Here is a 13,306-nt window from a genome sequence, read left to right on the forward strand (position 1 = left end):
CTCCACCTCCTTCCTCATGCCCCGCTCTTGCTGTTCTCCCCGCCTTCGCTCAATACGAAAATAGTATCCGCGATTCTTTTTTGAGGGCGGCACGCAGCGCCTTCTGCAACCGCTTATAATCCCGTATGAGTTTACGTGCCTGCGGCGTGAGTCGCGTCCCGCCGCCGGCCGTTCCTCCATGGCTGATAATCAGAATCGGCACCTCGGCGTGTCGCTCCATCGTTTTCAGATACCCCCAGGCGCGTCGATAGGACCATCCGACCCGCTTCGCCGCATGCTGAATCGACCCAAGCTCATCGATGGCATCGAGGAGCGCAATACCATGCTCTCCCATGATGAACTTGCCGTCCGCCTCCAGCCAGGTCTTCGACTTTACCTCAAGCTGCATCGATCACCTGCGATATGTATGATGGAACATATCGCTATATTTACACCACTTACTCATCGTGTCAAGCCTGATTACCAGGCAGCCCTTACGCAAAACTGCTTGCGGCCTGTCTGTGAACGAGGCTATCATCTTGCCCGAGATCGAACAATCAGTAGGAGACCCTGGTCTGACCAGCAGGAGATACGGTCATGAAGGTCCTTGTCGTAGACGATGAAAACGACATTACCGCCCTCGTTGCCTATCATCTGGAACGGGAAGGATTCCATGTCGTACAGGCCCATGACGGCCTTCAGGCGTTGGAGCTGATCAAGCGGGACCGGCCGCACTTGCTGATCCTCGATCTGATGCTGCCGCACCTCAGTGGGTTGGATCTCTGCCGACGGCTTCGCAAAGAGTCCGACACAGCCCGGCTCCCGATCCTGATGCTGACCGCCAAAGCGGAAGAGGCCGACAAGGTTCTGGGGCTCGAATTGGGCGGCGATGACTACCTCACCAAGCCGTTCAGTCCGCGGGAACTGGTGGCCAGGGTCAAGGCCCTGATTCGAAGAACCGAAGAGATCCCAGGTGAAGAGATTGTGAAGGCCGGCAGCTTGCAGATCGATTTCAGCCGATATACCGTTACCATCCGGAATCGACCGGTCGAGCTGACGACAAAAGAGTTCGACCTGCTGAAGGCCCTGATCCTCGCCAGGGGACGGGTACTCACGCGCGACTACCTGCTGGAACGGGTGTGGGGATACGAGCGGGCCTCCGAGATCGAATCGCGGACGGTGGACGTCCACGTCAGGCGTCTCCGGGAAAAGTTGGGATCGGAGGCCGCACGCATCGTCACCGTCAAGAGTGTCGGATATCGATTCGACCAGGACGCCTGATCGGCGAAACCGTCAGCATGTTGTGGATTGAGGGCCGGTTTCAGCGCAAGCTGATCGCGACGTATCTCCTCGTCGTACTGGCCATCGTTGCCGTTGCCGGCATCTATCTTCTCACCTCCCTCCAACGCGCCTCGATTGAACGACTGAAGTTCAGCTTGCAGGCCCAGGCGCAGCTCATGGGCAACGAGATCAACCCGGCCCTGATCGTCCGGGACCCCGGGCAGCTTCACACGATCGCGCACCGGCTCGCCAGACAGGTCGGCGCCCGAGTCACGGTCATCCGGACGGACGGGACGGTCCTGGCCGATTCCGAGACAACCCCCGACCAGGTCGGTCTGATGGATAATCACCTGCACCGTCCGGAGATTCAGGCGGCGGTCGCCGGCGGCGTCGGGAGCGTTCTTCGCCAAAGCGACACCCTGGGCGTCAAGATGCTGTACGCAGCGATTCCCCTGCGACACCAGGGGACCATGACGGGGGTGCTTCGCGTGGCCATGCCGCTCTCCGATCTGGACCGGGAGCTGACACTGATCCGTCGACCGTTGATTATCGGGGGGCTGCTCGCACTCGTCGCTGCCGCAATTCTTGGGTCCATCTTTGCTCGTCGGGTGACACGGCCCATCGCGGAGATGACGAGGGTCGCCGATCGCATGGCCGAAGGCGACTTTTCCCGCAAGATGCCGATGCCCTCCTCCGACGAAATCGGTCAGTTGGGGCGTACGCTGAATCTGATGGCGCAGCGGCTGGAGGACCGGCTGGCGGAACTGGAAGGAGAGCGCGCGAAGGGAGCGGCCGTCCTGGACAGCATGGTGGAAGGTGTCGTGGCGGTCGATGGGGCGGACCGCATCCTGCTCATCAACGCCGGCGCCTGTCGTCTCCTCAGTACGTCGCCGGATGCCAGCGTCGACAGGCCGTTTCTCGAAGTCATCCGCAATAAAGAGATGCTCGATCTTCTCAATCGAACGCTCACCGAGGGCACGTTTGCCCAACAGGAACTTCAGATCTTTGCCCCGGTACAGCGCGTCCTGCAAGTACACGCCTCGCCCCTCAGGGGTCGGGCGCAGATCGTGGGCGCAATGCTGGTGCTGCACGACGTCACCGAACTGCGACGGCTGGAAATGGTGCGCACCGAGTTCGTGGCAAACGTCTCTCACGAGCTGAGAACTCCTCTCACCTCGATCAGGGGGTACCTGGAAACCCTATTGGAAGGCGGGCTTGAGGATCGGGCGCATGCCCGTCCCTTCCTTGAGGTGATCCACAAACACACCGAGCGTCTGGGTCGACTCGTCGGCGATCTCTTGGACCTGTCCAACCTCGAATTGGGAAAGGTGACGCTGCATCGGCGACCGACGGCGCTTACCGAGGTCGTGCAAAATGTGATGACGATCTATGGACCGCAGGCCGTGAAGCAGGAGATCGGACTTGCGACAGAGCTGCCTGACGGTCTGCCGCGCGTCCTGGCCGACCGCGACCGTCTGGCGCAGATTCTGATCAATCTTATCGATAACGGCATCAAGTTTACGCCGAAGGGCGGGCGAGTGACGGTCACCGCCCGGGGAGGGTTTAGGGTTCAGGGTCTAGGGTCTCGTGATGACTCCCGTTCAGACCCTAAACCCTATACCCCAGACCCTGGCGATTTCATCGAAGTCGCCGTACGGGATACCGGGATCGGCATACCGTCCCAGAACTTACCACGGATTACGGAGCGGTTCTACCGGGTGGACAGGGCCCGCTCCAGAGAGCTTGGCGGGACGGGGCTTGGACTGGCTATTGTCAAGCACCTGGTCAAGGCGCACGACGGAGACCTGTATATCGAAAGCGAGCTGAACAAAGGGACCACGGTCCGCTTTACGCTCCCGCTCGCCCCCGTTAATCAGGAACCCACATAAGATGGCTCACCCGATTCGAGTCCTGTTCGTCTGTACGCACAACTCGGCGCGGAGTCAGATGGCGGAAGGATGGCTGCGCGCCCTCGCGGGAGAGCGTTTCGAGACGGCCGGCGCCGGAACCGAGGCCACGCGTGTTCACCCGCTGGCAATCCGAGCAATGGACGAGGTCGGGATCGATCTGAGAGGACACACCTCGAAGACCGTCGACGCCTTTTTGGAGGAGCGATGGGACTACGTGATCACGGTCTGCGACAGCGCTAATGAGCGATGTCCAATATTTCCTGGTGGGACGACCCGCATCCACTGGAGCTTCGACGACCCGTCACAGGCCACCGGCACTGATAGGGATCGCCTGAACACGTTCAGGCGAGTGCGTGACGACATCTCCGCCCGTATCCGCGCGTGGCTTACCGATCACACGTGGCAGTGATCAAGCCCCCGAGTGCTTCAGGCGCCCGCCTTTCGCTCCCCGCCGTTGAGCCCAATGTGAAACCGCTGCTTCGTGCGGTCTCGCTTCTGCCAGCCAGTTATGCGGATACGAATTCGGTAATATGTGGCACCATGGAGTCGAAGGCGGAAATGGCTTCGAGCGAGTGCAGACTAGGGATCTAACCCGCACTTCTGTTACAGGACTAAGGACAGTGGGAAGAGGCACCGTATCTGACCCTGTGATAGATTAGAGTTTATGTTGACATCCAATAGCCAGTAAGAGTTAATACTGAGTTGTACACACTATACTGATTATGCTTAGTGCCTGACCAATGTCTAGCGCCCTCTCGGGTATTACTCGACCTGAGAAGGCGTTCGCGTAGGTGGTCGGCAAGACTCGAGGCAGGGAGGAACGAGAAAATGGTATCGCTCCTATGGACCATTTTGACCCCACAAGGCTTTGAGCCGCACGGCTACTGCTTTCTGTGGACGCGACCGTTGTTGTGGCTCTATATCGTCTCGGATTCGCTGATCACACTCTCGTATTATTCCATTCCGATCGCGCTCATCTACTTCGTCCGCAAACGGCGTGATCTCGCCTTCAGACCGGTGTTCGTGTTCTTTGCCGTGTTCATCGTCGCGTGCGGGACTACGCACCTCATGGCGTTGTGGACCATCTGGAGTCCCCTGTATTGGCTCGATGCGGCCGTGAAGGCCGTGACGGCCGCCGCATCAGTCGGGACCGCGGTGGCGCTGTGGCCGTTGATCCCGAAGGCGCTTGCGCTCCCCAGTCCCGCCCAACTGGAAGCCGCCAATGTCGCACTCCAGGAAGAGGTCCGCGAACGCCACCACGCGCAGGAGGCGTTGCGCGCGGCGTACGACGAGATGGAGGAGCGCATTCGCGAACGGACCAGGGAGCTGACACGCACTGCTGAAGCATTGCAGGCCGAAATCGCCGAACACGAGGGGACAGAACACGCTCTGCAGGAAAGCGAGAACAAATATCGCGTACTCGTGAATGAGATCAACGATGGGCTGTTTGCAGTGGACGCCCGGGGAGTGATCACCTTTGCAAACCGAGCGTTGGCTCAGATTCATGGTCTTGAAAGCCCGGAGCAACTCGTGGGCCGCAACCTCTTCGAGTTCATCGCCCCTATCGCGCTGAACCACGTGAAGGAGGTGTTTACCGATGCGGTAGACACAGGGATCACGGCTGACGTCGTGGAGACTCAGATCGTACGCCCGGATGGAGAGTGCGTGTTTATTGAGGTGAGATCGGTTCCCATCCTGGAAGACGGCAGGGTTGCTGGTTTCCGGGGGATCCTGCGTGATGTCACCGAGCGGAAGCGATCAGAGTTGGCCTTGCGCGAGACGTACGATCTTTTGAAAGCGGTCATCGACGCCTCAACAGCGGGCATCACCATCTTGGATCGCGAGGGTAACGTCAAGCTGTGGAGCCCGGCGGCGGAACGCATGTTTGGCTGGCGCAAGGAAGAGGTCCTCGAACGTCCGCTGCCCACGGTTCCGTCCGGCAGATGCGAAGAGCACCGAGTGCTGCGCGATCGAGCGTTGGCCGGTGAAGCGTTAGGCGGCGTCGAGGTCATTCGCCGGAAAAAAGACGGCTCTCCGATCGATATCAGCCTCTGGACAGCGCCACTTCGGGATGAGCAAGGCGGCACCACCGGCATCGTCGGAATCATGGTGGATATGACCGAGCGTAAGCGGACCGAGGCGCAGATCCGCCTGCAGGCCGCCGCGTTGGAAGCCGCTGCAAACGGCATTATTATTACTGATCGCAATGGGACGATCAGGTGGGCCAATGCCGCCTTCGCGCGGCTGACCGGCTATACCGCCGAGGAGACCATCGGCCGAACTCCGCGCTTGCTCAGGTCTGGCCGACACGATCAGGCATTCTACCATAACCTGTGGGAGACTGTGCTGTCCGGTCGCGTATGGCAGGGCGAAATCGTCAATCGTCGCAAGGATGGCAGCCTCTACACCGAGGCGCAAACCATTACGCCTGTGCCGGACGAACACGGCAACATCGCCCATTTCATTGCCATCAAACAGGATATGACCGAGCCTAAGCGCCTGCAGGAGAACCTGCGCCAGGCGCAGAAACTGGAGGCGATCGGCCTCCTGGCCGGAGGGATCGCCCACGACTTCAACAATCTCCTGAACGGAATCATCGGCTTTGCAGAGCTCGCCTTAAAGGAGCTGCCGGAAGGCTCAAAAGGGGCCTCGTACCTCAGCCGAGTCCCGAGACTGGGCCGCCAGGCCGCCGGTCTGATCGGCCAAATGCTGGCCTTCGCGCGCAAGGCCCCCCTGGAGCGACGGCCGCTTGACCTCAACCCGCTGCTCAAAGAGATCAGAAAGCTGCTGCGGCAAACATTCCCCGAAACGATTACGATCCAGGTCGAACCCGCTCTCGAAGCCCTTGTTGCTAATGCGGATCCGGGTGAGGTGCAGCAAATTATCCTCAATCTCGCCACCAACGCCCGCGATGCCATGCCCTGCGGGGGCGCCCTCACCCTCCGCCTGGTTCCGGTGACCCTCACGGAGGCGAGCCTGGGCAGTCACCCGCATCGCCGGCCGGGTCCGTTTGCCTGCCTGACCGTGGCCGATACCGGAACCGGCATCCCATCGGCCATTCGAGACCAAATCTTCGAACCCTTCTTCACAACCAAGGCGCCTGGGCATGGAACCGGCTTGGGCCTCGCCTCGGTCTACGGGATCGTTCACCAGCATGAGGGTTGGCTCGAGGTCGAGACGGCCGAAGGGCAGGGGAGCGCCTTCCATGTCTTTCTCCCTATCGTGCCTACCCCGACAGACGCCACGCCTTCGATCAAAGAGGCGATGCCGCACGGGCGTGAGACGCTTCTGTTCGTGGAGGATAATCCGGTGTCCCTGGAGATGGGAGAGACCCTCCTGAACGATCTTGGCTATACCGTCTTGGCCGCTGCCGACGGTGTCGAAGCACTGGCAGTCTTCCGAACGCACCCTGACATTGCGCTCGTGCTCACCGACGCAATCATGCCTCGGATGGGGGCGGTAGACCTGATCCCGGCGCTCCGCGCGCTCAACCCAGATATTCAGGTGTTGGTCTGCACTGGGTACGCTCCAGATCAGATCCGCCGAACCCTGAACCACCTGAGGATCAGCGGCTATATCCGAAAACCGTTTAGTCAGGGTGATCTGGCTACGGCGGTCCGCACCGCCATCGATGGGTCAGTCCTTGGTAAGCACTGACCGGAGCAAGAGCGATCTGCCGCGGGAGATGCTACGCGAGCATCTCGCTTTGGCCCGCGTGGATGAATGGCGGCGACGGTTACATCACTAACCAACCGCCGTTAGACCCTCTTCTTGACGCGGGACCGAGGACCAGATTTGAGGATGTCGCCGATCCAGGTAAAGGCAGCCACGGTCGCGGGCCACCCGAGGGTCGGGATCCCGAGCAGGACCGCATGTCTGATCTCCTCCGGCGAGGCACCCGCTTCCAGCGCCTTTCGAACGTGAGCATGGACCGCCCCTTCCGACCGGATCCCGATCGCCATGCCGAGCTGGATCAGCTCCCGCGTCTTGGCCTCCAGGGGACCCGCAGTGTGACAGGCGCCTCCGAGGCGCTCGTACGCGGCATGCGCCTCAGGGAAGAGTTGCGTAAACTGCTGAAACGGGATCGGGAGCTTCTGCTTCGGCATCATTGTTCTCCTCATCGAGGGTGACGTGGGCCATCTTAGCCGTGGAACGCGCCGGCATCTTTCACACACTGCCTCTCGCAACTTACGCGCATGATACCCCCCGTTCGCCATGGTTGCAAGCACTGTGGGATCTCCTCAGGTATACTTTCTCCTTGACAATGGGGTGAATCCAACCTGAAGATGTATGCTTAGTGATAACTTTCTGTTCTTCGGCAGGGGAGGCATCGGTTATGGCGGTGGGCATGGACCCTAATCGAACCAGACCAGTGCTAAGCTGCATGCGTATGGCCCTTTCGGGCAGATTGAGCCCTGAAGGGCCGTACCGTTTCGGTGACCCCGACCCCCAATCCGTTGTCGGTCAGCAATAGGCAGGCGGCCCGTGAATTCTCCGCAATGATGCTTTCGGGGAGAGCAGGATTTGCTGACAAGATTCTACAGCAAGTCAATCTGATCAACGTGTATTCCAAGTTCTATACGAGGACCTGCTTGACAACAATCGACGCGACAATGCAGGTTTATCCCAAGGGCTTAGAGTGGATAAAAGACTCTCAAGCCCAAGGACCGACACGACGGGAGAATAGTGTTCACTGAGCCTTCGAAGGCTCGAACGGGATCTTCCGTGCCCACCTGGTGTGGCACAACCAACGTTGCGGTGGGCCTTGCCTGAAGGCTCTCCAGTCGGCTGCCGGCGGTCGTTACTACGGCAACAGCCGTCATAATCGCCGCCTTCGGCAAGGCCCCCACCGAGGTCAGCCACTCCGCAGTCGGTCCGGGCATCGGCAGGCCCCAGCATCTTGCATGGGGAGACACCACATGGGAAGGTCGATAACGTCGATGATGGCGGTATTTGCAGTGATTTTGGTCGCGGGGCTCTCTGTTGGCTGGGGGCAACAGGCTACGGTCAAGCTCTTGTCGCCGAAGGACGGGGAAGTCATAGGTTCCAGTATGTTGATACAGTGGGAGTTCAAGGAGGCAGGGGATATCGACCACATCCATCTCTACCTGGACGGGCGCAACCCGGGGCCACCGTTTGGGACTTCGATGCAACTCGTAGGGCTCTCGAACGGACCGCACGTCGTCAGGATCGTCGCGGCGAATACGCGTCACCAGGAGGTCGGACCTGAGATCAGCGCGAAGGTAACCGTGAATGGGAGGGCTGTGCCGTAACAGTGACATTTGACGGGCTACACTTGTCATCCCGGCTGCGGCTTCTACATTCCCTCCGCTGGAGTCGGCGAGTGTGAGAGTAGGCTGCTCAAGATGCAGGGTTGGAGCTATACGTCGGCTTCTCTCGAGCTGCAATAGCTGATGCGACCGTGACCTCTGCACGCGCAGCGACGAAGCAATCTTACCGTTCTTCGCAGCTTCGACAACACTGAGATCGCCGCGCTCCCGTCGGTCGCTCGCAACGACGAGCCAGTGGCGGGACGGTCGCGCCACACACTTTCGTGCCCATGGGCGCACCGCGGGCGTATGGGGTATTGGTCCGGAATACACGACGAAAAGGATGGGCAGACCAGTGTCAGGGTCACGCAGCGGAGTCGAGACTACACCTATGTAACCTCTTGCGATCGGGGTGACAGGCGAGGGTAATCCGGTAAGCTGAATGGCCGGTGCAGCCGGGCCGATCCAGCCTGGTTTTACGCGGCAGGCAGTGGTTTGATTCGCTTGACCTCCGGAGCAATCTTCTGGGCCGCATCCCATAAATCTACCGCACGCTGCGCGTTGAGCCAGAACTCTGGTGAGTTGCCGAACAGACGCGACAGCCTGAGCGCCATTTCCGGGCTGACCGACCGGCGCTCACGAAGCAATTCATTCACCGTCTGGCGGGATACGCCCAGCACGTGCGCGAAACCTGACACCGTAAGCCCGTAGTCGGGAAGGGAATCCTCCCGAAGCATCTCGCCCGGATGGATCGGGCGCACCGTCTTCCGTCTGGTTTTTGGAATGCCCATTCTGCACCTCACGTCAGTGATCATCCGCCACTACGATCGGAAGAATGTGGTAGTGAAGCCAAAACTCCGGGGATGCGAAGTGGTTCAAAGGTCAGTACTCTTACCTTCACGGCGGGCACCGCGCGCAGCTTCGCCCAGAGCGTCAAGCCTTCCGGACTTCACGTCTGCCTCGAACTGCCGATCCCATGCTTGAGCATCAAACTCCGCGTACCATTTGCGGAATTCGACAATCTCCGCTCCCGACAAATTCCGAATCTCCTCCTCGAGTTCATCAAGTTTGCGCATATGTCACCTCATAAGCCGAAGAATACGCCCGTACTACCTTCTCCATCTTTCCATCAGTTTACTATTAACTGAGCCGTTCAGACCACTGCAAACGTGACAGGCTATCTCCTGACACTGCCGGGCTGATCAAGGCTGCTGTGGCCACAGTATTCCTTTACCCTACAAGCCTATGCGGCCCGCAAAAGAAACTCAACCTTCACGGCTTTAAACGGACACTCAATGCGGCCATCGGCGGTTCGGGTGAGGACGCCGGCGTTGAGCAAGGCCGTTACGTCACCGTGCACAGCCTTGACGTCTCGATGAACCCGACGGGCTGTTTCACGGATTGACACTAGGCCGGCGCCGCACAACGCCTTCAGCAGTTCCCACCGCTTTTCCGTCAGTACCTTCCAGGGGAGTTCAGGCGTGGCAGAGCTGATGCGGGCGCTCCGCCGAGGTTTATCGGTTTTCCATGCCTGAGTAAAATCCGCCATAGCATCGGCCGGCGAACAAACATCAAGCGTCACGGTTTTCATTACTCCACCTCTCAATGTCGGATTGGAAGTCCGCCAGCAGTTGGTCGAGCGTGGTGAATCTGTGGCGGTATCGGTTCCCCCGCAGTGTCGGTGGTCGCCTTTCCCGCATGTGATCATGTTGTCAATAGGTCCAACATGCCGCGGTGGGACTAGGGGCCGAACGCCTTCCGCCTCAGCCGACCGGGGCGGCGGCACTGCCGCCCCGCCGCGCTATCGTCAGACTACTCGTTGTCATCTCGACCCGCAAGAACGTTGCGACCCTGTTCGGCTGCATGCAGCCGTTAGGCGCTGGTTCACGCGGACGTCCGGACCTCTTTCGCAACCCGCTCGGCAAGAAACATCTTCAGCAGTGACTGGTATGGCACATCCCGCTGATTCGCAAGCATCTTGAGATCAGCCAGGAGCGCCGCAGGCAAACGAAGAGAGATGGTTTCCGTTGACGGCTTCAGGTCCGGAAATACCGCGGGCCTACCCTTCGCCCAGTCCACGTGTTCAGCCGTATCGTGCGTCGCCCAATACGCGCGCTCTTCGGCCTCAGATGTAAATGATGGAATAGTTTTCATTTTCTTATGCTTTACCATATGCCCGCCTTTCAGTTCGGCTCATCGGGCGAGCCGATATCACGCGAAGCGACTTCCCGCGAATAGTGAATACGATCGTCAACAACCGACCGGCGTTCGTCTTACCAAGAGCGAAGTGACGTTCTTCGCCGTGGCCCAGATGCGCTTCCGCTACGAGAATCGGTCGATTGAAGAACACCTGTTCGGCCTCCGTCCATGTGACGGCATGTTTACCCTCGCTTTTCGAGAGATTGCCGGCGTCCCACTCGAACGATTCAACGCCGGAGAAATGCTCTGGTATCACCGCCATATCGATAGTATACGATAGTTATATACACGTGATCAAGCGCTTAAGGCCCTGTGCCAAGGTCCGGCGGCCAAGGTATCGTGTTGACGAGAGAGCGACATGGGTCAAGAGCAGACTTGACCCTTTTCCTTTTCCCGACGGCGATCGGCAAGGAGTTTTTCGTCCGCTCGGCCAAGGTAGGGGGCCAAGCGCCCTCCGCGTCATGCTGCCGTTCGCCTATGCCAGTCGTTTCCTGGCCGGCCGGACTTCATAGAGGGCATAGTCTTCCTTCACGAGGGCGGCGGTGTCCGTCGGCGCTTTTTCAAACCGAAGCTCAGCCGTCGCGAACAGGTCAGCCGTCTCTGCTTTGAGGTACCGGGCAGCCATGCGGCAGTATTCCGGATCGATTTCGATCCCAATGCTGTTTCGTCCGGTGCGCAGTGCTGCGACCATCGTCGTGCCCGATCCGCAGAAGGGGTCCAGAACCGTGTCCTCGGTAAAGGAGAACATACGGACAAGGCGTATGGCCAGTTCCAACGGGAACGGAGCGGGGTGCTGTTTGGTCGATGCTCCCGTTATCGTCCAGATCTGCTGAAACCAGCGATCAAAGATGTCCTTTTCGATCCTGCTGGTGTCGCGCTGCTTACTGGTCGGTTTCCGGTAGCCGCCCGGTTTTCGCTGCATCAGGATGAACTCGATGTCGTTCTTAATGATGGCATTTGGCTCGTAGGGTTTCCCCAGGAACTTCGACCCGTTTTCGACCTCGTAGGACGCATTGGCGATCTTGTGCCAGATGATGGGGTTCAGATTGTCAAAGCCGATCCGTCGACAGATGACGCAGATGTCGGCGTGCAAGGGAAACACGAGGTGGCGTCCGAAATCGCGGCGCGCGACACAGACATCCCCGACCACACACACCAGCCGCCCTCCGGGGACCAGGATTCTGTAGACATGTCGCCAGACCTTCTCTAACTCAAAGAGGAATGCCTCATAATCCTGAATATGGCCAAGCTGCTCGGGGCTCTCGTTATACCGCTTCAGATTCCAATAAGGGGGCGACGTGACGACGAGATGAACCGACGCATCGTCCACGTATGCGAGCTCTCGCGCATCGCCATTGATCAATCTGTGAACGGTTGTGTTCATGGATTCACGCGAAGGCCACCAAGTGGGCCATGAGTGTCCGGGCGACCGCTCAACGGCTCTCACCCTACGCCACCTCCAAGTCCGCATACCGAATGACGGGTGGGGTTGCGATCTCATGGGTATGGGACTTATGAGACTGGGTTAATTGCCAGGGATTCGACTGATTCGGATCCGACCGGGCTGGAGCACAACAAAACACCCAACCAAGGTCTCCCCGCGCTGTTTTACCAGTTTGACCACGTCTTTACCGAGCTGCTTTCGCATCGCAATAGGGTATCGTATGAAAATCACCCCATGCGTCTGCTGACCATGCGCATACACGAGTTGGCCGAAATCCCCGTCTTCGGTCAGGACAATTCGCTCTTCGCGAGCGGCGAGGGCAATCACGTCGGTATCCTCCGCGCGGGGAGACATTTCAGAGATGGCATGCACGTCATATCCTGCAACGCGTAGCGCACGAACGACCCCATAGTCGCAACCTTCATCGACGAGAAATCGCACAGTCTATTTCCGGGCGGATCGCTTGGCTGCGCTCAGGAGAACGGTCTCTTCATGGGCGACCGTGTCGGCTGCATACCGGATGGCGGCCTGGATGTCCTCGTGCGTGAGCTTGGGATAGGCTGCCAAGAGGTCCCTCTCTCGTGCTCCCTCACTCAGTTTTCGGAGAATCAGCTCGACGGGCACTCGTGTTCCACGGATAACCGGTTTGCCCATCATGACCTTAGGGTTCATCTCGATTCGGTCGGTAATAGTCATAGGGAGTCTCTCCTTCTTGATGACCACATGACAGTTGCGAGGTCAAATGTGCCACATTTATTCCCCGTCTGGCTTGAGCGAGTCAATCCCAAAGTTAGTTGAACTATGCGAAGCCAACTCCCGGTCATGAGATCACCCAACCTGCTGTTCGGCCAGTCGTGCCTGTGCACCGAGTTCGATCTGCAGCGCCTGACGGAGTACGGGCAGCGCTCGAAATCCCGCGATGCGGTTCAGGCGCGGCTCGATGTCGAGGAGCGCCGCCGGTCACGGCGCTGCGGAGTCCCTGGTCGGCCTTGCCGGTCTGCCGCTGTTTGTCTCTTTGTCCCGCTCGGGTCTTCCAGTAGTGGGCGACAGCCTTACTGATGTGGGCGGATAAATCGCGCAGGATGTCGTCCGGCTTCATGGACATGATGTATCAGATTTCTTGGGTCTCTTCAACGGTGCGGTTCAGCCGCTGCGAGCGGAGCGAGCCAACGGTCCGATCCAGTGCGGAGTTAGACAGCCTGATCTTCCCCCGGTAGCGCGGA

Annotated in this window: 15 protein-coding genes and 1 pseudogene; 5 read left to right on the forward strand and 11 right to left on the reverse strand. The window is 59.3% G+C overall.

Annotated features, from left to right (window positions below; genetic code table 11):
• Positions 1–49: 49 nt before the first annotated feature.
• Positions 50–388: a ModE family transcriptional regulator gene (locus C3F12_03285; GenBank protein ID PWB47983.1), complete on the reverse strand. Its 339-nt coding sequence runs from the start codon at positions 386–388 to the stop codon at positions 50–52.
• A 188-nt stretch (positions 389–576) separates the two neighbouring features.
• On the opposite strand from C3F12_03285, the gene C3F12_03290 reads away from it, so the two are divergent.
• From C3F12_03290 to C3F12_03305, 4 genes are all read left to right on the forward strand, one after another.
• The gene (locus tag C3F12_03290; protein PWB47984.1) at positions 577–1,260 is read left to right on the forward strand and encodes a DNA-binding response regulator; all 684 of its coding nucleotides are present in this window, start codon (positions 577–579) and stop codon (positions 1,258–1,260) included.
• A gap of 17 nt (positions 1,261–1,277) precedes the next feature.
• Positions 1,278–3,149: a PAS domain-containing sensor histidine kinase gene (locus C3F12_03295; GenBank protein ID PWB47985.1), complete on the forward strand. Its 1,872-nt coding sequence runs from the start codon at positions 1,278–1,280 to the stop codon at positions 3,147–3,149.
• 1 nt (position 3,150) lies between these two features.
• Complete coding sequence (locus C3F12_03300; protein PWB47986.1) at positions 3,151–3,579, forward strand: protein-tyrosine-phosphatase; 429 nt, start codon at positions 3,151–3,153, stop codon at positions 3,577–3,579.
• Between the two features lie 419 nt (positions 3,580–3,998).
• Positions 3,999–6,827, forward strand: a complete 2,829-nt coding sequence (locus C3F12_03305) for a hybrid sensor histidine kinase/response regulator (protein ID PWB47987.1) — start codon at positions 3,999–4,001, stop codon at positions 6,825–6,827.
• 101 nt (positions 6,828–6,928) lie between these two features.
• Here the strand turns inward: C3F12_03305 and C3F12_03310 are convergent, their stop codons facing one another.
• Positions 6,929–7,276 (reverse strand): carboxymuconolactone decarboxylase family protein, encoded by a 348-nt coding sequence (locus C3F12_03310; GenBank protein PWB47988.1) that lies wholly within the window; start codon positions 7,274–7,276, stop codon positions 6,929–6,931.
• Between the two features lie 813 nt (positions 7,277–8,089).
• Between C3F12_03310 and C3F12_03315 the strand changes: the two genes are divergently transcribed.
• Complete coding sequence (locus tag C3F12_03315; protein ID PWB47989.1) at positions 8,090–8,443, forward strand: hypothetical protein; 354 nt, start codon at positions 8,090–8,092, stop codon at positions 8,441–8,443.
• Positions 8,444–8,916: 473 nt separating this feature from the next.
• On the opposite strand, the gene higA is transcribed toward C3F12_03315, so the two are convergent.
• From higA to C3F12_03360, 9 genes and pseudogenes are all read right to left on the reverse strand, one after another.
• Entirely contained in the window at positions 8,917–9,231 is a 315-nt protein-coding gene (higA, locus tag C3F12_03320; protein PWB47990.1) for an addiction module antidote protein, HigA family, read from the reverse strand.
• A gap of 84 nt (positions 9,232–9,315) precedes the next feature.
• Positions 9,316–9,516 carry a hypothetical protein gene (locus C3F12_03325; protein ID PWB47991.1) on the reverse strand — a complete coding sequence of 67 codons (201 nt, stop codon included), beginning with the start codon at positions 9,514–9,516 and terminating at the stop codon, positions 9,316–9,318.
• A gap of 167 nt (positions 9,517–9,683) precedes the next feature.
• Positions 9,684–10,031, reverse strand: a complete 348-nt coding sequence (locus tag C3F12_03330; protein ID PWB47992.1) for a DNA-binding protein — start codon at positions 10,029–10,031, stop codon at positions 9,684–9,686.
• 293 nt (positions 10,032–10,324) lie between these two features.
• Positions 10,325–10,612 carry a hypothetical protein gene (locus C3F12_03335; protein ID PWB47993.1) on the reverse strand — a complete coding sequence of 96 codons (288 nt, stop codon included), beginning with the start codon at positions 10,610–10,612 and terminating at the stop codon, positions 10,325–10,327.
• Positions 10,599–10,901 carry a hypothetical protein gene (locus C3F12_03340; protein ID PWB47994.1) on the reverse strand — a complete coding sequence of 101 codons (303 nt, stop codon included), beginning with the start codon at positions 10,899–10,901 and terminating at the stop codon, positions 10,599–10,601. Before C3F12_03340 ends, C3F12_03335 begins: the two co-directional genes overlap by 14 nt.
• Positions 10,902–11,114: 213 nt before the next feature.
• Complete coding sequence (locus C3F12_03345; protein PWB47995.1) at positions 11,115–12,023, reverse strand: methyltransferase; 909 nt, start codon at positions 12,021–12,023, stop codon at positions 11,115–11,117.
• Between the two features lie 141 nt (positions 12,024–12,164).
• Entirely contained in the window at positions 12,165–12,524 is a 360-nt protein-coding gene (locus C3F12_03350) for a hypothetical protein (protein ID PWB47996.1), read from the reverse strand.
• A 3-nt stretch (positions 12,525–12,527) separates the two neighbouring features.
• Positions 12,528–12,779 (reverse strand): antitoxin, encoded by a 252-nt coding sequence (locus C3F12_03355; GenBank protein ID PWB47997.1) that lies wholly within the window; start codon positions 12,777–12,779, stop codon positions 12,528–12,530.
• A gap of 253 nt (positions 12,780–13,032) precedes the next feature.
• Positions 13,033–13,182: pseudogene (locus tag C3F12_03360) on the reverse strand (restriction endonuclease).
• Positions 13,183–13,306: the final 124 nt, after the last annotated feature.

Source organism: Candidatus Methylomirabilota bacterium, from assembly GCA_003104975.1.
GTDB lineage: Bacteria > Methylomirabilota > Methylomirabilia > Methylomirabilales > Methylomirabilaceae > Methylomirabilis.

Excerpts from the sequence above, each read along its gene's own strand:
- C3F12_03335 (PWB47993.1), bottom strand. The coding sequence starts at position 10,612 with ATGGTAAAGCATAAGAAAATGAAAACTATTCCATCATTTACATCTGAG.
- C3F12_03310 (PWB47988.1), bottom strand. The coding sequence starts at position 7,276 with ATGCCGAAGCAGAAGCTCCCGATCCCGTTTCAGCAGTTTACGCAACTC.
- C3F12_03330 (PWB47992.1), bottom strand. The coding sequence starts at position 10,031 with ATGAAAACCGTGACGCTTGATGTTTGTTCGCCGGCCGATGCTATGGCG.
- higA (PWB47990.1), bottom strand. The coding sequence starts at position 9,231 with ATGGGCATTCCAAAAACCAGACGGAAGACGGTGCGCCCGATCCATCCG.
- C3F12_03340 (PWB47994.1), bottom strand. The coding sequence starts at position 10,901 with ATGGCGGTGATACCAGAGCATTTCTCCGGCGTTGAATCGTTCGAGTGG.
- C3F12_03345 (PWB47995.1), bottom strand. The coding sequence starts at position 12,023 with ATGAACACAACCGTTCACAGATTGATCAATGGCGATGCGCGAGAGCTC.
- C3F12_03295 (PWB47985.1), top strand. The coding sequence starts at position 1,278 with ATGTTGTGGATTGAGGGCCGGTTTCAGCGCAAGCTGATCGCGACGTAT.
- C3F12_03285 (PWB47983.1), bottom strand. The coding sequence starts at position 388 with ATGCAGCTTGAGGTAAAGTCGAAGACCTGGCTGGAGGCGGACGGCAAG.
- C3F12_03355 (PWB47997.1), bottom strand. The coding sequence starts at position 12,779 with ATGACTATTACCGACCGAATCGAGATGAACCCTAAGGTCATGATGGGC.
- C3F12_03290 (PWB47984.1), top strand. The coding sequence starts at position 577 with ATGAAGGTCCTTGTCGTAGACGATGAAAACGACATTACCGCCCTCGTT.
- C3F12_03315 (PWB47989.1), top strand. The coding sequence starts at position 8,090 with ATGGGAAGGTCGATAACGTCGATGATGGCGGTATTTGCAGTGATTTTG.
- C3F12_03305 (PWB47987.1), top strand. The coding sequence starts at position 3,999 with ATGGTATCGCTCCTATGGACCATTTTGACCCCACAAGGCTTTGAGCCG.
- C3F12_03325 (PWB47991.1), bottom strand. The coding sequence starts at position 9,516 with ATGCGCAAACTTGATGAACTCGAGGAGGAGATTCGGAATTTGTCGGGA.
- C3F12_03300 (PWB47986.1), top strand. The coding sequence starts at position 3,151 with ATGGCTCACCCGATTCGAGTCCTGTTCGTCTGTACGCACAACTCGGCG.